The following is a 16,437-nucleotide window of genomic DNA, read 5'->3' as shown; positions in this document are numbered from 1 at the left end:
ATCTGCAGATTTTGCCTAAAATACTGGACATATGCCAGCCTTCACTGATACCACCTCAGTCCTCGAGCGTCACTTGCTGCTGCAACTCGGCGACCGCATCAAACGCCTGCGGAAGGCCAAAGGGCTTGGCACGGTCGAGATGTCCAAGCGCGTTGGCATCTCCCGGACGACTCTCGCTGCCGTTGAGGCAGGCGACCCCGCGCCGACCATGGGCACATACCTGCGCGTCATGTCCGTCCTGGGAGTTGCCGGTGACCTTGCCCTGTTAGTCAGCGATACTTTCCAACCGGCGCCGGCGAATTCCGCTGCCGCCTCATCCAAGCGGGCCATACCGCAGGTTCAGGTTCGGGTCAGGACTGATCCCAGCCGCCATGAAGTTCAGGACTTGCAGAGCATGGCGCTTCACAAGGAAGCGATCCGCCTGATTCAGGATGACCCCGCGCTACTGGCCCGGGCCCAAGAGGTCCTCAGACGATGGCGTGCGCAGGGAGACTCACGGTCCGATTCGCTCTGGTCCGAGTGGGAAACGATTCTTGCGAACCGGTCGTGGCGCAAAGCGCTCGGCCGGACTCGGCGTGCTCAAGAGCTTCGCCAGGCCTCTCCCCTGCCCACAGTTCTACCAGATGCCCTTCGGCAGGATGTGCTCGCACAGGTCCAAGCGTTGAAGACAGGCGTTGTCCTGGGAGACCAGGAATGAACCGGGAAAATCTGGAACACATCATTCGGGCTGCAGCCGACATCACAGACGAATATGAGTTCGTTGTCGTTGGCAGCCAATCAATCCTGGGGCCGATCCCTAATCCCCCGGCGGTCTTCACGATGTCCGCGGAGGCCGACATCTACCCGCTCAATGCCACCCACAAGGCGGATGCGATTGATGCGGCGATCGGCGAAGGCTCGCGCTTTCACGAGACATACGGTTACTACGCGCAGGGCGTCGGGCCAGAGACAGCGTGTCTTCCAGCCGGGTGGCAACGCCGCTTGCAGCGTATCCAGACCGTGGGCACGAACGGGCGGGTTGGCTATTGCCTGGACGTCGTTGATCTCTTTATGGCCAAGGCGGCAGCGGATCGCGACAAAGATCGTGTCTTCTGTATGGCCCTGATGCAGCACGGCTACGTCTTGCCCGGCACAGCGATCAGCCGCGTCAATGACATGCCGATAGAAAGAGCTGCACAGGGACGACTGCGTGCACGTATCAAGCGCTGGACAAAGGCCTTGCGGGATCAAGGTCATGCGGTTCCCGCAGACGAAGCCTAGCTCTGCTTTCAGCAAACGCCTCAACTCTCGCCGTGACACTTTCGGCCTTGTCGTGCCGTCGTCCAGGGGCCTGCCAGCGCCGGCAAGGCGGCGCCCGGCCCACGGTTTGTGCGAAACGAGCAAGTACGCGGTCACCCACCAGGTGTCCGTGCTGATCATTGATGCGCTTGACGTGGTGGATATCCATCAGCAGCAACGAGGTGGCTGGTCGCTGCTACGCCGGTTATGTGGATATTCATCAGCGTCTGCCGGGCTTCCTCGCGGATGCCCCCGGCGCAATCAGAATCGGCCATCTTCAGATGCCCACGATATCTGATGCGTTCGGGCTGCGGCTGGAGCCTGCGTCGGGTTGCCCAGCCCCCTATTTCGGAATATATTCCTCTCCACAAGGACCCCATCGGGGAGACTCCCCTATGAGCGTATACGTCGCACGTGATCGAGCAAGCGCGCTTGAGCACATCAGTTCGCGCATAGATAGTACTGTCGATCTAGACTATGAAACCGCGTGGGAAGACGCGCTCGAACTCGGACGACTTGGGCAACAGCGCGGCATCGTCGTACAGTTCCGAACCATCGAACATGTCTGTGTGGAGTCTGCAGATGCGCTAGCCAGAGGGCTCCGCGGAGAAAAACTCACATTCCGACAGCGACACCTCTACTGCCGGTTCGACATGACGGCATTGTCCGAGGACTGTCTGTGCGAACTCGAGGCACTCGCTATCGAGCACGGCGACTACATCCTGCCTGGTCACTTGCTGCAAGAAGCCACGCTCATCTGGAACTAGCCAGTTCATGCTGTCCCAACAGCGATACGTTGGGCGGCATCTCGCATGTCGGGCCACCGGCTGACGCAGGCAAGGGACTTCGCGCTCGCATGCCATCGCAAAAGAACTCCGCTGAAGAGCAAGAATGTTGTCTGCCCGCCATGCCAGCCAGACTGCTTCCGGGAGATAGCAAATCTACTTAAGAAGAATCCCTACGGGCGGAAGCATCCCGGCAAAAGTAGGATGACGGGGACGAACTTTGCATGAAGGAATATGTCATGCGTCCCCGCTATGCGACTGAGAAGGATTGGCCTGAGGTTGAGGCCCTCCTGCGTGCTTCCTCACTTTGCGTCGAGGGGGTACGCGAACATATCACCCATTTCATCATGGTCCGCGACAATGCCGGGCTTCTCGGATGTGCCGGCGTGGAGCGCTATGGGGAAACAGGACTTCTTCGAGGACTGGCTGTTGCGCAGCGCGCAAGGTCTGCAGGTCTCGGCGAGCTTCTGCTTTCCGCAATCGTGGCAGACGTCCGGCTGCAAGGGGTCGCATCAATAGTGTTGCAGACCAAGACCGCATCCGGCTATTTCGCGCGCCTCGGCTTCGCGCCAATCAACCTTTCTGACCTGCCGCCTGCCGTAATGCACTCGCAGGAACTCAACTGTCCCCCAGCCGATGTCGGGACGCTGATGCAAATTGCCTTGTAGTAGCTCGCTCGCAAGTTCATTCGCCGGAGCGGGCAGCCAGGCGCGTTGCGGAGCCACGGAGGACGGCTCGCAAGGTTGAAGTCGATGCAAGAATTTCCACCACGCCAGGCTCATCGCGGCTTTGGCTTCCTTGACCTTGCTGCCCTATTCCCTTCGAGCGGCTTGATTTCCCGCAGTCTTCTTCATGCGCCATTCTCCCGACCGTGGGCTTTTCGGGGAGCGGTTTAAGCCATTAGCGGGGCACGATTTGAGGCCGACAGCCGTGTTCAACCGGCACCGACTTCGTTCGTGAGCGGCTTGCCGCTTTCGAACTCCGTCACGCTGCGCAAGGTTGTTTCGCAAATGGTCGTCACGGCCTCGCGCGTGAGGAAGGCTTGGTGCCCGGTCACGATCACGTTAGGAAACGTGATTAGCTGCTGCAGCACGGAGTCGTCGACGATGGTGCCGGACAGGTCGCGGAAGAACAGGCCCGCCTCCTGCTCGTACACGTCGATCGCCAGCCCGCCGAGTTGCCCGCTCCGGAGCGCTTCGATGACTGCTTCCGTGTCGATCAGCCCGCCGCGGCTAGTGTTGATGAGCAAGGCCCCCGGCTTGGCGCGCGACAGCGTTTCGGCATTGATGATGTGATGGGTCTCGGGCGTGAGCGGGCAATGCAGCGAGATGCAGTCCGCGCTTGCGCCGATTTCTCCCTCGTCCGCGTAGCGTCCACCAAGGGCCTCGAATTCCGGGGACGGGTACTTGTCGTAGCCGATCACGTTGCAACCGAACCCGACCATGATTTTCGCAAACACGCGCCCGATCTTGCCGGTGCCGATCACGGCCACGGTCTTGCCGCACAGGTCGAAGCCCATCAGGCCTTCGAGCGAGAAATTGAAGTCCCGCGTGCGGTTGTAGGCCCGGTGGATCTTGCGGTTGACCGCCATCAGCAGGGCCGCCGCGTGCTCGGCGACCGCGTTGGGCGAGTAGTCGACAACGCGCACTACCTTGATCCCGAGCGCCTGCGCGGCGTTCAGGTCGACGTTATTGAACCCCGTGCAGCGCAGCGCGACCAGCTTGGTGCCGCCGCGTCCGAGCGCTTCCAGCACGGTCGCATCGGCCCGGTCATTGACGAAGATGCACACTGCGCCGTGGCCCGCGGCGAGGCCCACCGTCTCATTGTCCAAGGAAACTTCGAAGTACTTGAGCTGATGGCCTTCGGCCGCATTCGCGGCATCGAGATGTTGACGATCGTAGGACTTTGCGCTGAAGACGGCGATTTCCATGATGTGGTCTCCGCGGCGAATCGCATGGCGCGCTTCGCCCAGGTTGCCCTGCACTATCCGCCAGCCAGTGTGGCGGCGACCTGTACGAACAGGATTTTCACGATGGTCATTGACGGGAAGATCATCGAGTAGCCGAGGTCGGGTCGGTCGGTGGGCGCGACGCGGTTGGCAAAGGCAAGGATGGCGGGATTGCCGGTCGCGCCGCAGATCACGCCCACCGCCAGGTCGAACGGCAGCCTGAAGACCCAGAGGCAGAAAATCGCAGTAATCAGCAGCAGGGCAAGCAGAATCACCACGCCATAGATCAGGAAGGACACCCCGGTCACGCCGATGGTGGCGAAGAACTTCGGCCCGGATGCAATGCCCACCTGTGCGAGAAAGATGGTCAGCCCGAAGTTGCGCAGCACCAGGTTGGCCGACAGCGGCATGGTCCAGACGAACGGCCCGAGACGGCGCACCCGGCCGAGCACGAGGGCGACCAGCAGCAGCGCCGCTAGCCCCAGCGCCAGGGTGCCGACGCCGGGAATCGGCACCGGGATCAGCCCCACCAGCAGCCCGAGGGCCGCGCCGATGCCGATTGAGATAAAGCTCAGCTCGGCGGTGCCCTTGATGGAGTCGCCGAACAGCGCGCGAATCGGCTTCATGTGGGCGCGATTGACCAGCAGGCCGACGCGGTCACCGAACTCGAGGGTGAGGTCATCGCGGGGCATCAGGTCCGCATCACCGCGCCGCACATGGGCGATCGAGCAGACCATGCCTTCGGGAAAACGGATATCGCGCAGCGTGTGCCCGACCACGAGCCGGCTTGAGGCGAACACGCGCATATAGTCCAGGTCTTCGCGATGGCTTGTCATGCGGCCCGGCTGCAGTTCCCCGCACAGCGAGGTGGCTTCACGCAGCACGGCCGGGTCGGTGGCGGTTGCGAGCAGCACGTCGTTGGCCTGCAGGACCAGGTCGTCGGCGGAGGGGTGGTTGTGGTGGGCGCGACGCACGGCGGCAATCGCCACCCCGTCCGGTAGGCGCGCTACCACCTCCGACAGCCGCGCGCCGATAAACGCCGGGTTCGTCAGCGCAATCTCGGCGGTCTCGATCAGCTTTGGCGGCGGCCGCACGATATTCGGCTTGAGCAGCGCGGTGAGGGCATACAGAAACAGGATCGGCCCTGCCACGCCGACTGGGTATGCGACGCTGTAGCCCACCGCGGCGCCGTCGCTCTTCATCGCCGCCATCGCGGCCTGCAGGCTTGCCGTGCTGGTGCCCGCGCCGGCGAACATGCCTAGCGACTCGTCTAGCTTCACGCCGACCAGCGGCACCAACGCAACCGCGAGCAGTCCGGAGCCAACCACGCCAAGGACCGCAGCGGCGTTGGCCTTGATGCCATCGGGGCTGGTCAGACCCTTAAAAAACTGCTCCCCGTACTGGATCCCAATGCCATAGAGAAAGAGCAGCAGCCCTAGGGTGCCAAGGATGGCAGGCGGCGCGGACTTCGGCGCGAACCCGCCGATCGCCAGCCCCACGAACAGCACCGCGCCCGAACCGAGCGACACGCCCTTGATATTGATCTCGCCGAAGACATAGCCCAGTGCAACCGTGAGGAACAGCGTGAGCAGCGGCTGGGTTTCGAGCAATGTCCGGACTGCATCCATGGCAGCTCCTTTCTGATGGGCAGGAGCAAGGGGGCAGCGATACGCAACTGCGCAGGGTCACGCGCGGACTGCGCGGACGGGGTTGACAACCGTTGTTCCGGGCATGCGTTATCGAGTGCGGCTTGTATGAACCCGATCATCGTGACAGGCACCGGCCGGCACGGCGGCAACCACCGGAATGCCCCTCGAAAATATACGATGCGCCGCACAAGTTCAAGAATTGAAGCGGCGCGCGGTCAAACAGCCGGTTGGCACCTCCAGACTTCAAGCCCTATCTCCACCTTACGGTAGCGCCGGCCTTACTTTCCCCCCACATGCTGCGGCCAACCGCGCGCTAACCAATCGAGGCGATCATCGCGTCGGCGAGATCTTCGCAGCGCATCCAAAGCCGCCGGAAATCCACCAATCTGCTGGCATCCGGTATGTCGGGTGGGAACGGGCACGAATCCGTGCGGAATATGCAGGCTATCGCCGGTCAATTCAACGTACGGCTCAGCTTCCAGGATTCATCAGAAGACAGCCCGGTTTCTGGCGTCACGCTGATCCTGCCAGGCTGCGGTGCAGGCAATACCCGCAAATCGGGCTGTGCGACAACGCTACATGGGACTAAATTACGGCAATGCCGAATCCCCTTACTCCTGCTCCCGAAACAGCCGGCACCGGACGCCTGCCATACCGAATCGACCTGGAGTTCGCGGGTGGCCTGGTCTGGTTCCGGCGCGACCTGCGCGCCGATGACCATGCAGCGCTGCACTATGCCCTCAAGCACTGCCGCCAAGTGTGGTGCGTGTTTGTCTTCGATCGCGAAATCCTTGACCCGCTGATTGCACGCGGACGCAAGGTCGATCGACGTGTAGAGTTCATCCTGAGGTCGTTAGAGCCGTTACGCAGGACGCTGACCGACGCGGGCGGCGGCCTGATTGTGCTTGACGATATCGCGCGCGATGCCAATCCCAGGCTGGCGGCCGAACTCGATGCCGAAGCCGTCTTCACGAACCACGACTACGAACCTGCCGCGAAGCGGCGTGACACGGCCGTGCGTCAGGCACTGGCTTCCGACTCCCGGGTGCTGTTCACATTCAAGGACCAGGTTATCTTCGAGGCTGACGAGCTCTTGACCGGCCAAGGCCAGCCGTTCAGCGTCTTCACGCCGTACAAGAACGCGTGGTTACGCGCAGTGCAGCCGTTCGACCTTCGACCGTATCCAGTCGACAAGTATCTGGGCGCCCTGGCACCGGCGCCCCGCCAGTATCCAAAGGCTTCGCCAATGCTGCACGATCTCGGCTTCGCTGTCAGCAATCTTGCCGAGATTGCAATGCCCACCGGCATGGATGGCGCCCATGCACTGTTCGATGAATTCATCGACCGCATCGGCGATTATGGCTACCGGCGGGATTTCCCCTCGCTGCGCGGCCCGAGCTACCTGTCGGTACACCTGCGCTTCGGCACGATCTCGATCCGCACGCTGGCGCGAGCCGCGCTTGACGCCGTACTGCGCGGCGGCAGCGAAAGCGCCGGCGCGGCCGTCTGGCTATCCGAACTGATCTGGCGCGACTTCTATTTCATGATCCTCCACCACCATCCCCGCGTGGCCGACGGCAAGTCTTTCCGCCCCGAATACGATGCGCTGCAGTGGGTCGACTCTGTCACGGGCGACAGGTACTTTCAGGCATGGTGCGACGCGCAGACCGGCTATCCGCTGGTCGACGCCGCGATGCTGCAGATCCGCCAGAGCGGCTACATGCATAATCGTCTACGGATGGTGACTGCGAGCTTTCTCGTCAAGGATCTCGGCGTCGACTGGCGACGCGGCGAGCAATATTTCGCCGACCAGCTCAATGATTTCGATTTCTCGGCCAACAACGGCGGGTGGCAGTGGGCTGCGTCAACGGGCTGCGATGCACAGCCGTACTTCCGTATCTTCAATCCGGTCAAGCAATCGGAGACATTTGATCCACAGGGGCGATTTATCCGCAAGTACTTGCCGGTGCTGACACAGATGCCAGACAAGTACATCCATGCGCCATGGACGGCGCCTGTGAATGTACTGGCTACAGCGGGGGTGAAGCTTGGGGAGAACTATCCACCCCCGATCGTGCAGCACGAAGTTGCGCGGAAAGAGACCCTTGAAAGGTATGCGGCGATAAAGAAATCGATATAGCCGTTGCAGACCGCGATTCCGGCTAATGGCGTTCGACCGGCTCGAGCGCCCTCCACTCCCCGGCTGTTCTCCGGGCCATCGCACCAAGCCACTAGGGCGCGGAAAACGCCGCGCCGATTTGCCGGGCCCGTTTCATCTCGTCGCCGTGCAGGTAGATCGAGGTGGTCGAGATCGAGGCGTGGCGCAGGTTGTCCCTCACTGTCGTCAATTCCGCGCCGCGCGCTAGTGCATGAGTCGCATGGGTGTGCCGCATCCAGTGCGGGCTCGCCTGCCGCAGCTTGTCGGCGGCGGAAGGGTGATCCGCCTGGATCAAGTCCGCCACTTGCCTGAAGAAGCGCCGCAACACGCCCCACAGGCGCGTGCCGGTGATGCCACTGGCCGGATCCTGGCCAAGGCCGCCGATCAGCGGGGTATGCGGATCCCATCGCGCCGGCGTGACTGGCAGGCCTCGCTCCACCAGATAGCTGTCGAGCGCCAGGCGCGCCAACGGTGGCAGTGCCACCTTGCCAGCCTTGGCTCCTTTGCCAACCAGCTTGAGCCAATGGTCGCCATGGGGATCGCTTTCAACGTCCCCGAGCGTCGCACCGACGAGCTCGCTGGCGCGCAGTCCGGTGGCGTAGCCGAAGTCCAGCACAAAGCGCAGGCGCTGGGCCGCCGGGCCGTCCCAGCCATAGGACCATTCGAGGCCGTCAGCAATGGTGCGGATCAGCAGCCATTCGCCTTCCGTGAACGCGTGCGAGCTGTCCAGCGCCGCCGACCGCCCTCCTCCGCGCACCTTGATCCCGGCGAACGGATTGGCCAGCACATAGCGCTGCTGGATCAGCCAGCGGAACATCGCCCCCAGTATGGACAAGGCATGGGCGGTGGAGCGCGCCGAGAGGCTGCCGGTGAACGGACGCCAGTCGGGCGAGGTACGTGGTCTCGCTGGCCCTACCCAGCGTTCCCGGGGCGCCGGCCGCCGCAGGAAGCTGCGATAGGCCGTCGCATCCTCAGTGGTCAGCGACGACAACGGCCGTTCGCGCTCGACAATCGCCCACAGGATCAGCCGCTCGGCCTCTTTGCGATAGGTGCGCTGCGTCGCTGGCGACTCATGCAAGGCCAGCCACGCCTGGATCGCCGCGTAATCGTTGTCCGCATTGAGGGCGCAGGTCGCACGCGGCGCGCGGAACTTCCCCTGCGACCCATCCACGTCATGCGGCAGCCGCAGTTGCTCCCATGGCACGACCATGCCCCGCGGCGCCTGCGCGAGCAGCGCCCGGGCGCGTTCGGTCAGTTGCGGGTGCCGGGCAAAGAAGGCTTCGACCTGCCGGGCCCCGGCCGCGCCCAGGCCCGGGATCGCGGCCCACCAGCGGCGCCGGCGCGGCACCCGAACGGTCAGTGCCGCCAGCGTGTCGATGCCCTGCGCCCGCAATGCAGCGACCGTGCGCGGCGCCAGCCACAAGCCGATGTCGTCACTGATGGCCGGTGCCGGCGGCGGCAGCGTGCGCAGCGTCTCGATGGCATGGTCCCCTGCCCTGCCCTTCTCCGCCCGCTCGGCTGCGGAAATTTCAAACAGCGCAGCCAGGTCCTCGCGCTGGCGGCTGCGGGCGTATGCCGCAAGCTGGCGGCGGATGCGCCCGAGGATGCCGCGCGACGACTGGCCCTGCGCCCGCTCCTCGCCCAGATATCGTGCGACGGCTTCGCGCGTCGTCAGCCCGGCATGCCAGGCGCGCAGCGCGGCGAGTGAGGTGGCATCGGGGAAGCCGGATGGCGGGGTCGGTTCCGGGGCGGTCAGGGTCAAGCGAGTTTTCATATACGCCAGTTTAGCGCATCGATGTTGCTATTACGATAAGGATACTTATCGTAATAGCTGGATTGGTAGCTTGTAGCGCAAGGGCTGATGCCGGATCGCTGCGCCATGCGCGCAACGGTCAGGGCCGTCGACGTTCCGATGGTGTTGCAGCGATCCCGGGGACTTGCCGTTGGTAATCGGAAGGCGCCATACCCTCCCAGCGCCTGAAGGCGCGCCTGAAATTCGCCAGGTCGCTGAAGCCGAGCGTGAATGCGATCTCCTGGATGGTCAGGCGATTCGCCTTCAGGTGCTCTATTGCCAGCCGGCGGCGGATATCGTCCAGTATCGGCGCTCTCGTGCACCAACTCATCGGCTACGACGCACTCGCCGCGCGAGCTGCCACGCATTGGGGGCACCATGTCTGCGGTGCACTCCTCACCGGCCTGATGATCGGCATGATCGGCACCATCCCGGGCCATGAACTGACGCATCGCACCTGGGACCCGGTATCGATGCTGGTTGGCAGATGGCTGCTGGCGTTCAGCTTCGACACCACCTTCTCGATCGAGCACGTCTATGGCCACCACCGCTATGTGTCGACAAGGCACGATCCTGCCACGGCGCCGCGCGGACGCAATGTCTACTTCCATAGCGTCGCATCGACCATCAAGGGCAATATCAGTGCATGGAAGATCGAGGAGGAGCGCCTGAAACGCGAGGGTCATGGCATTTTTTCCGCCTATAACGCCGTCATCCGCGGCCAGCTGATGAGCGCAATCCTGCTGGTTGCCGCCTATGCGATCGGTGGCTGGCAAGGCGCGGGCAATTTTGCCGTGAGCACACTCCTTGGCAAGGCCCTGCTCGAGGTCGTGAACTATATGGAGCACTACGGCATGGTTCGCGATCCGGATACGCCGGTCCTGCCGCACCATTCATGGAATACCAACAAGCGTGTCAGCTCATGGGCCATGTTCAACCTGACCCGGCACTCGCATCGTCATGCCCAGGGTGAGGTGCCCTTCCAGGACCTGCGGCCATTTCCGGCGGCGCCGATGATGATCGGCTACCTGACAACGATGGTGATCGCGATGATTCCGCCGTTATGGCACAAGCTGATGACGCCGAAGGTGCTGGCTTGGGTCCGCGACCGTGCTTCGGCGCAGGAGCTTGAGCTGGCAAGGCAGGCGAATGCGCGGAGCGGTATCCCCGCCTTCACGAACGCCAGATAAGCCGGGGATACCCCCACGTGACCGCGGCCGGCTCGCAAGCATTGCGCGAAGGGGAGCTGGTCTGCACCTGCTTCACTTCGCGCGTCATCAGCGCACCGCGCCCTTCGACAGAAATCAGAACTTGTGTCGAAGGCCGACTGCGACGCCCGTCATGCTGTTCTTGCCTTGCCCCAGCGCATAGATGTTGGCGAAGCCGAGGGTGGCATTGTGAAGCGCCAGACCGGCGTTCTTGGCGTAGGCGGCGGTCAGGTAAATGTCTGTCCGCTTGGAGAGATTGTAGTCGGCCATGAAGGACACTTGCCAGGGATTGGCCGGATTGGTCGTCGGCGCCGTCGGCACCAGCTTCAGGGTCTTCATGTTCTGGTAGTAGTAAGCCAGCGTCAGGGTCAGCGCCGGAAGGACTTCGTAGTTGCCGCCAATCCACCAGAAATCATCGCGCAATGCCGTGGAATCGTCAGGGAACAGGTTCTTTTCCCAACGATAGCCCGCCATGACCACGCCTCGCTTGAAGCTGTACTTGACCGCGCTGGCAGCCTTGCGGAACTTGCCGGTGGCACCGGTCGCGGCATTGATGGTCGGGTCATACTGGTCATAGGCAAGACTGACACCGAAAGGCCCGCTGTCATAGGACAGGCCGGCACCATAGCCGCTGTCCCTGCGGAGCTGGCCGGGCACCTCGCCCGCGCCGGCGGCACCATTGCCGAAGGTCCAGTGCGCCGCGGCGGTGAGGCCGCCGAATGTTCCCACATACTTGACGGTGTTGTCTGACCGGTAGTTCACGCCGGTCATCACATCAACGGGCTCATACTGATACGCGAATGCCGTCGGCGAGTAATTGCCAAGCGCGGTACTGAGCGCGGTCATCTGGCGGCCGAAGGTAATCGTGCCAAGCCCGCTTTTCAGGCCAACGAAGGCCTGGCGTCCGAACAGGCGGCCGCCTTGCTTGAGCTTGCCATCGTCCACGCCAAAACCGTTCTCCAGCGAAAACACTGCCTGCATGCCTCCCCCAAGGTCCTCAGCCCCGCGCAGGCCCCAGCGCGCAGCGGACAGTGCGCCGCTGGAAAGCCCGATCTTGTTCTCCGCAGGGCCGGCGTTGACTTGCCCGGTGGCGGGATTCACGGTCGTGGGGGCCTGCGAGATATTGCTGACGTATTCGATATTGGCGTCCAGCACGCCATATAAGGTGACGTTCGATTGCGAATACGCGGCGCCGGAAAACAGCGTCAGTGCCGCCAGCGAAGCCTGTGATCTCTTCATGTCCAATGCTCTCCATATATAAGAATAATTTGCTTGCCGCCGGCCAACCGCCCTCGTACTTCCCGGCGACAGCGCTCCTCCAAGAACAAATTACCTGCTCACAATCTGTAAGACGACAAAGGAAAGGCAGATCACTTCCATCTTTGGCACGCAAAGACGCGTGATCGGAAATCGATTTCTCCACGGCGCACGCGGCCGTCCCCATGGCAGGTTCGGCCTGGCCGAACCGCCACCATGGAAGCTGGATCAAGGATGACTGCGGGCCGGACCGGCGGGGTCCCGGCACCGGCCGCAAGAAGGTTGCGTGCGACTACGGCCGCAGCACGTACTCCGGCGCGGTCTTGTTCTGTCCGTGATATCCGTTTGACCCGAGGAAGTTCGGCCGGTAGGGATCGGACTGGCTGTTCAGGCCCTTGGGAATGGAGCCCACCAGCGCCGGGCCGTTGATGCGTGCGAGGATGCGGTCGCGAGCCTTGTTGATATCGCGCACCAGCTTGCCGACATCCCAACCGACCAGCTTGCCGTTTCGGTACATGACTTTTCCGGCAATCAGTACATCGCGGACGTTGCGCGATTCCATCAGGGTCACGATCGTCCCGGGCACGTTGTTCATTGGCGCGGTATTGATGGTGTTCGCGTCCAGGATGACAATATCGGCTTCCTTGCCCGGCGTCAGTGTCCCGACCTTATCCAGCAGCCCGGAACCCGCCGCGCCGGCGACCGTCATCATCTCGATGACTTGCCGCGATGTCACGAGCTGCGGTACCGAGAGCTGGTTGGGGTCACTGAGCAGATAGACCAGGTCATTGGCGAGGCCTCTCTGCAGTGTGTAGGCGCTGCGCATCAGCGAAAACGGATTCGCCGTCATGTTCGCCTCGATATCCGGGCTCAGGCTGGGCAAGATGCCATAGTTCAGGCATAGCTGGAACGGCGGCATCCCGTGCCGCATCTGCATCTCGACCAGCGGCGAGATGGACGCATGCCCGCCCCTCTCAGACAGGATCTGCCAGGCCCGGGAGGTGACGTTGTTGACGCCGATCTGGGCCACGGGCTCGTCCTGCCAGAGGTTGCAGTGCACCAGCGTGACGTCAGACCAGTCGGTGCCGTTGCGCGGATCCGCAGCCATGTCCTTGACCATCTGGCCATGCGCGGCATGGTTGTTGATCAACGCCCCGAATTCGCGCGCCAGTTGCCACCCCGTATAGTTCTGCTCCTGCTTCGTCCTGGGATCGACTACCGGCTTCCAGCTGGCCCATGCGCCCAGCGTCACCAGCTGGTCGCGCGAACTGAAGTACTTCTTGGCCAGCCGGCCAAGGCCGAACGACGTATCGCCGCTGCGGCCGGGCCACTCATAGGGCTGGTCCGGAAACTGCGCGGACCTGTCAGTCCCCGGTGAATAGGCAAAGACGGCGCGCTGCCCTGAATCCATCAGGCCCCGGATCATCGCGTCGGTATAGGCAGGCGTATGCGACGACTGCGAGGTGTCAGTGCTTGTCGTGATGCCCTGGGTGATCTGGCTCAGGCTGGCAAGCAACTCCGCGAGATAGCAATCCTCGGGATCATAGGGCGGGCGTCCCAGATCCCATACGGGCGTCCCGCCGCCGGCGGGATTCGGAATGCGCCCTGGCGTCCAGATCTGCTGGACCACCGTGGTATAGGTCTCCAGCGGCCATACCGCCTTTGGCTGCTCGGCGTCGGTGGGAATGTTCCGGATGTGCAGCACGTCGGTGGTCAGGCTGCGGAGCAGGCTTTCATACTGGTGATGATGGGTGCTGATGAATCCTGGCATGACAATGGTGCCGGAGCAGTCGATCGTTTGCGCCTCGGCCTTGAGGTTCGGGCCAACTGCGACGATCTTCTTTCCCTCGATCAGCACATCCGCAACTTCGAAGTCGCCTACTTTCTTGTCAAGCGTCAGTACGATCCCACCCTTCAGCAGGATCCTCCGTCCTGGCACGGTCGCCTCCGCCGCGCCGTAACGGCCATGAAGCGGGGCCATGCCCCCCGGCTTCTGTGCAAGGCTGTTGCCAGCCACGGCGGCACCCGCCACCGCGCCTACACCGGCCAGGCCGCCTCGTAGAAAATCGCGCCTGGAAAAGCCGCCGCGATCGGCTGGTGCGGCCGGGCGTCCTCCGCCATCCCGCGCTTCCCGTTCATCAACATCGTTCTTGTCGTGGCCGTACACGTCATTCTCCCGCAATGGATTTGCCATTCAGTACACGCGTTGCGATGCTGCCGCAGTCGATGGCGGCAGCTCCCGGAATTCCTTGATCTGTGAGGCGAAGCGGCGCCCGCTGACAACCGCTACTGCAGCGAAATGCCGGTGCGCTTGATCAGGTCCTGGTTTCGCTTCAGGTCATCGCGAATGAGCGAGGAGAATTCTTCCTGGGTCCGTTCCCGCGCCGGTTCAAAGCCCAGGGACTGGAGGCGCGCCCTCGCCTCAGGGTCAGCCAGTGCCTTGCTGATATCGGCGCGAATCTTGCGAACCACGCTCTCCGAGGTGCCGCGCGGCGCCACCAGGGCCGACCAGGTCTCGAACTCGTAGTCCGCCGGCCCACCGGATTCGCGGATCGTGGGAACCTCCGGGTGACTGGGCACGCGCGTGGGAGAAGTCGTGGCAAGCATGCGCAGGCGGCCGGACTTCACCAGCGGCTCGACAGATGCTGCCGACGCCAGCGTGAACACCACATCGCCATTGACAATCGAGGTATATGCCTGCGTGCCTTCGGTCGCATAGTGGACCGGGAGCATGTCGGTTCCGGTCATGAATTCGAGCTTGGCGGTGGCAAAGTGCGAAGGGCTTCCGATGTAGCTGGTTGCGTAGGTCAGCTTGCCGGGTTTCTCCCTGGCCGCGGCAAGCAAGTCCCCCACGGTCTTGTACGGACTGTTTGTCGCCACGCAAATATAGAACGGCGCCCGGTAGAGCATGCCCAGCGGAATGAAGTCCTGCTGCGCGTCATAGTTGAGATTCGAATGCAGCACCGGATTGATGGTGAGATGAGAATGGCCGAGCAGCAGCAAAGTGTGCCCGCTGGCGTCGCCTTTCTTGGCAGCACCGATCGCCAGCGTGCCGTTCGCACCGGGGCGCGATTCGATCACGACCGGCTTCCCCTGCCAGCTCCGCTCGAGTTTTCCCGCGACAATGCGCAACGCGACGTCCGGAGCCAGCCCTGGTGCGTACGGGGACAGCACCCGGACGACCCTGGATGGAAACTCTTCCGCTGAAACGCTGGATCCTGTTCCGCATAGCGCAATACCGGCCAGCGTGGACAGCATGATTGATTTGAGGCCCGACATGTGTGGTCTTCTCCTGCAATTGAGATGGCAAGGCGATTGGAGGAAACAGCGCAGGTTCAGGCCATGCTGTGTTCGAACTCGCCAATGCCTTCAATTGACAGCCGCACGGTTTCGCCAGGGCGAAGGAAGCGCTTTTGCGGCGCGCCAGTGCCGGCCGGCGTGCCGGTCAGGATCATGTCGCCAGGCTGCAGCGTGACGCGCGACGACAGCATCGAGATCTGCTCTGGAATGTCAAAGATCAGCTTGTCCGTGCTCGAGTCCTGCATCAGCTCGCCGGATACCCAGAGCTTGAGCGCAAGCCGATGCGGATCGGCGATCTGGCTCGCCGGCACGATCCACGGCCCGATCGGGCATGAGCCATCGAAGCTCTTGTGTCCAATCCAGTCCAGGTGAAAAGGGCTGGTCGGCGGCATCTTGGCCCGTCGCATCGCGTCGCGTGCCGACAGGTCGTTGGCAATGGTGTATCCGGCAACATGATCAAGCGCCTTCTCCACCGGGACGTCCTTGGCGGGCTTTCCAATCACTACGGCAAGCTCGATTTCCCAGTCGACGTTTTTGGCGTATGCCGGCAGCGTGACGGCGGCGTTGGGACCGACCACGGAACTGCGGCCTGTCTTGATGAAATGCCATGGCGTTTCGCCAAGCTCCTTCATATCCGGGGTCGGCTCCAGGCCAAGCGCACGCGCCATCTCTTCGCGGTGATCGCTGTAGTTGGCGCCGGCACAGTAGATGGTGCCGGGGTGCAGCACCGGGGCCAGCAGGTGGGCTTGCGCAAGCGGCTGGCCGCCCGACCTTGCGGCCCCGGCCTCGATGCGGCGGGCAGCTTCCTCGAGCGCGCTCCCGGCCATACTCCACTGCTCCAGGATGCCGAGCACGGTGCTCCACGATGACACGGTGGTCAGGTGCGCCACGTCATAGATACGCTCGCCCACCAGGATGCCGGCACGCGGGCCTGTTTCTGACATGAACGTCAATAAACGGTAATCCATGTTGTCTCCTTCCTTGTTTTCTGTCTTGTCGTTACTGCTTATCGGTTGCCGCCGAGATCGCCATGCAGGTCGGAGTCGGCATCGCCGAAGCGAT

General features: G+C 62.9%; 15 protein-coding genes. 6 read left to right on the top strand and 9 right to left on the bottom strand.

What is annotated here, in order from left to right:
* The first annotated feature begins 31 nt into the window (after positions 1-31).
* Together AC3WON_RS20245 and AC3WON_RS20240 are read left to right on the top strand one after the other, a co-directional pair.
* Positions 32-697 (top strand): helix-turn-helix transcriptional regulator, encoded by a 666-nt coding sequence (locus AC3WON_RS20245; protein ID WP_492317729.1) that lies wholly within the window; start codon positions 32-34, stop codon positions 695-697.
* Positions 694-1,260 carry a DUF6036 family nucleotidyltransferase gene (locus AC3WON_RS20240; RefSeq protein ID WP_492317728.1) on the top strand — a complete coding sequence of 189 codons (567 nt, stop codon included), beginning with the start codon at positions 694-696 and terminating at the stop codon, positions 1,258-1,260. Before AC3WON_RS20245 ends, AC3WON_RS20240 begins: the two co-directional genes overlap by 4 nt.
* Here AC3WON_RS20240 and AC3WON_RS20235 read toward each other — a convergent pair.
* Positions 1,199-1,447 (bottom strand): diguanylate cyclase domain-containing protein, encoded by a 249-nt coding sequence (locus AC3WON_RS20235; RefSeq protein WP_492317938.1) that lies wholly within the window; start codon positions 1,445-1,447, stop codon positions 1,199-1,201. The genes AC3WON_RS20240 and AC3WON_RS20235 overlap by 62 nt on opposite strands.
* Before the next feature lie 226 nt (positions 1,448-1,673).
* On the opposite strand from AC3WON_RS20235, the gene AC3WON_RS20230 reads away from it, so the two are divergent.
* Complete coding sequence (locus AC3WON_RS20230; RefSeq protein ID WP_492317727.1) at positions 1,674-2,045, top strand: PHA-granule associated protein 4; 372 nt, start codon at positions 1,674-1,676, stop codon at positions 2,043-2,045.
* A gap of 242 nt (positions 2,046-2,287) precedes the next feature.
* Entirely contained in the window at positions 2,288-2,731 is a 444-nt protein-coding gene (locus AC3WON_RS20225) for a GNAT family N-acetyltransferase (RefSeq protein WP_492352592.1), read from the top strand.
* Positions 2,732-2,997: 266 nt separating this feature from the next.
* Here AC3WON_RS20225 and AC3WON_RS20220 read toward each other — a convergent pair whose 3' ends face one another.
* Together AC3WON_RS20220 and AC3WON_RS20215 are read right to left on the bottom strand one after the other, a co-directional pair.
* Entirely contained in the window at positions 2,998-3,993 is a 996-nt protein-coding gene (locus AC3WON_RS20220; RefSeq protein WP_492352591.1) for a 2-hydroxyacid dehydrogenase, read from the bottom strand.
* A gap of 53 nt (positions 3,994-4,046) precedes the next feature.
* Positions 4,047-5,639: an aspartate:alanine exchanger family transporter gene (locus AC3WON_RS20215; protein ID WP_492317724.1), complete on the bottom strand. Its 1,593-nt coding sequence runs from the start codon at positions 5,637-5,639 to the stop codon at positions 4,047-4,049.
* A 619-nt stretch (positions 5,640-6,258) separates the two neighbouring features.
* Between AC3WON_RS20215 and AC3WON_RS20210 the strand changes: the two genes are divergently transcribed.
* Positions 6,259-7,800: a cryptochrome/photolyase family protein gene (locus tag AC3WON_RS20210; protein ID WP_492352590.1), complete on the top strand. Its 1,542-nt coding sequence runs from the start codon at positions 6,259-6,261 to the stop codon at positions 7,798-7,800.
* Between the two features lie 91 nt (positions 7,801-7,891).
* Here AC3WON_RS20210 and AC3WON_RS20205 read toward each other — a convergent pair whose 3' ends face one another.
* Complete coding sequence (locus tag AC3WON_RS20205; RefSeq protein ID WP_492317722.1) at positions 7,892-9,592, bottom strand: site-specific integrase; 1,701 nt, start codon at positions 9,590-9,592, stop codon at positions 7,892-7,894.
* Positions 9,593-9,710: 118 nt separating this feature from the next.
* Positions 9,711-9,941 carry a helix-turn-helix domain-containing protein gene (locus tag AC3WON_RS20200; protein WP_492317721.1) on the bottom strand — a complete coding sequence of 77 codons (231 nt, stop codon included), beginning with the start codon at positions 9,939-9,941 and terminating at the stop codon, positions 9,711-9,713.
* Between AC3WON_RS20200 and AC3WON_RS20195 the strand changes: the two genes are divergently transcribed.
* Positions 9,928-10,800 (top strand): alkane 1-monooxygenase, encoded by an 873-nt coding sequence (locus AC3WON_RS20195; RefSeq protein WP_492352589.1) that lies wholly within the window; start codon positions 9,928-9,930, stop codon positions 10,798-10,800. The two genes, AC3WON_RS20200 and AC3WON_RS20195, sit on opposite strands and share 14 nt — an antisense overlap.
* Positions 10,801-10,914: 114 nt before the next feature.
* Here the strand turns inward: AC3WON_RS20195 and AC3WON_RS20190 are convergent, their stop codons facing one another.
* The 4 genes from AC3WON_RS20190 to AC3WON_RS20175 form a co-directional block, all read right to left on the bottom strand.
* Complete coding sequence (locus AC3WON_RS20190; protein ID WP_492352588.1) at positions 10,915-12,057, bottom strand: porin; 1,143 nt, start codon at positions 12,055-12,057, stop codon at positions 10,915-10,917.
* Positions 12,058-12,367: 310 nt separating this feature from the next.
* Positions 12,368-14,242, bottom strand: coding sequence for an amidohydrolase family protein (locus AC3WON_RS20185; RefSeq protein WP_492352587.1), 1,875 nt, complete (start codon positions 14,240-14,242; stop codon positions 12,368-12,370).
* Between the two features lie 119 nt (positions 14,243-14,361).
* Positions 14,362-15,354 (bottom strand): Bug family tripartite tricarboxylate transporter substrate binding protein, encoded by a 993-nt coding sequence (locus AC3WON_RS20180; RefSeq protein WP_492352586.1) that lies wholly within the window; start codon positions 15,352-15,354, stop codon positions 14,362-14,364.
* A gap of 56 nt (positions 15,355-15,410) precedes the next feature.
* Positions 15,411-16,437, bottom strand: a 1,027-nt coding sequence (locus AC3WON_RS20175) for a fumarylacetoacetate hydrolase family protein (RefSeq protein WP_492352585.1), incomplete at its 5' end; no start/stop codon positions are given.

It is taken from the genome of Cupriavidus sp. FW305-46 (assembly GCF_058787075.1).
This window is presented reverse-complemented; position numbering and strand designations above follow the sequence as displayed.

What these genes read in the sequence shown, in the direction of transcription:
- AC3WON_RS20205 (WP_492317722.1), bottom strand. Translation starts at nt 9,592, where the DNA reads ATGAAAACTCGCTTGACCCTGACCGCCCCGGAACCGACCCCGCCATCC.
- AC3WON_RS20180 (WP_492352586.1), bottom strand. Translation starts at nt 15,354, where the DNA reads ATGTCGGGCCTCAAATCAATCATGCTGTCCACGCTGGCCGGTATTGCG.
- AC3WON_RS20245 (WP_492317729.1), top strand. Translation starts at nt 32, where the DNA reads ATGCCAGCCTTCACTGATACCACCTCAGTCCTCGAGCGTCACTTGCTG.
- AC3WON_RS20235 (WP_492317938.1), bottom strand. Translation starts at nt 1,447, where the DNA reads ATGGATATCCACCACGTCAAGCGCATCAATGATCAGCACGGACACCTG.
- AC3WON_RS20220 (WP_492352591.1), bottom strand. Translation starts at nt 3,993, where the DNA reads ATGGAAATCGCCGTCTTCAGCGCAAAGTCCTACGATCGTCAACATCTC.
- AC3WON_RS20210 (WP_492352590.1), top strand. Translation starts at nt 6,259, where the DNA reads ATGCCGAATCCCCTTACTCCTGCTCCCGAAACAGCCGGCACCGGACGC.
- AC3WON_RS20240 (WP_492317728.1), top strand. Translation starts at nt 694, where the DNA reads ATGAACCGGGAAAATCTGGAACACATCATTCGGGCTGCAGCCGACATC.
- AC3WON_RS20200 (WP_492317721.1), bottom strand. Translation starts at nt 9,941, where the DNA reads ATGAGTTGGTGCACGAGAGCGCCGATACTGGACGATATCCGCCGCCGG.
- AC3WON_RS20230 (WP_492317727.1), top strand. Translation starts at nt 1,674, where the DNA reads ATGAGCGTATACGTCGCACGTGATCGAGCAAGCGCGCTTGAGCACATC.
- AC3WON_RS20190 (WP_492352588.1), bottom strand. Translation starts at nt 12,057, where the DNA reads ATGAAGAGATCACAGGCTTCGCTGGCGGCACTGACGCTGTTTTCCGGC.
- AC3WON_RS20225 (WP_492352592.1), top strand. Translation starts at nt 2,288, where the DNA reads ATGAAGGAATATGTCATGCGTCCCCGCTATGCGACTGAGAAGGATTGG.
- AC3WON_RS20215 (WP_492317724.1), bottom strand. Translation starts at nt 5,639, where the DNA reads ATGGATGCAGTCCGGACATTGCTCGAAACCCAGCCGCTGCTCACGCTG.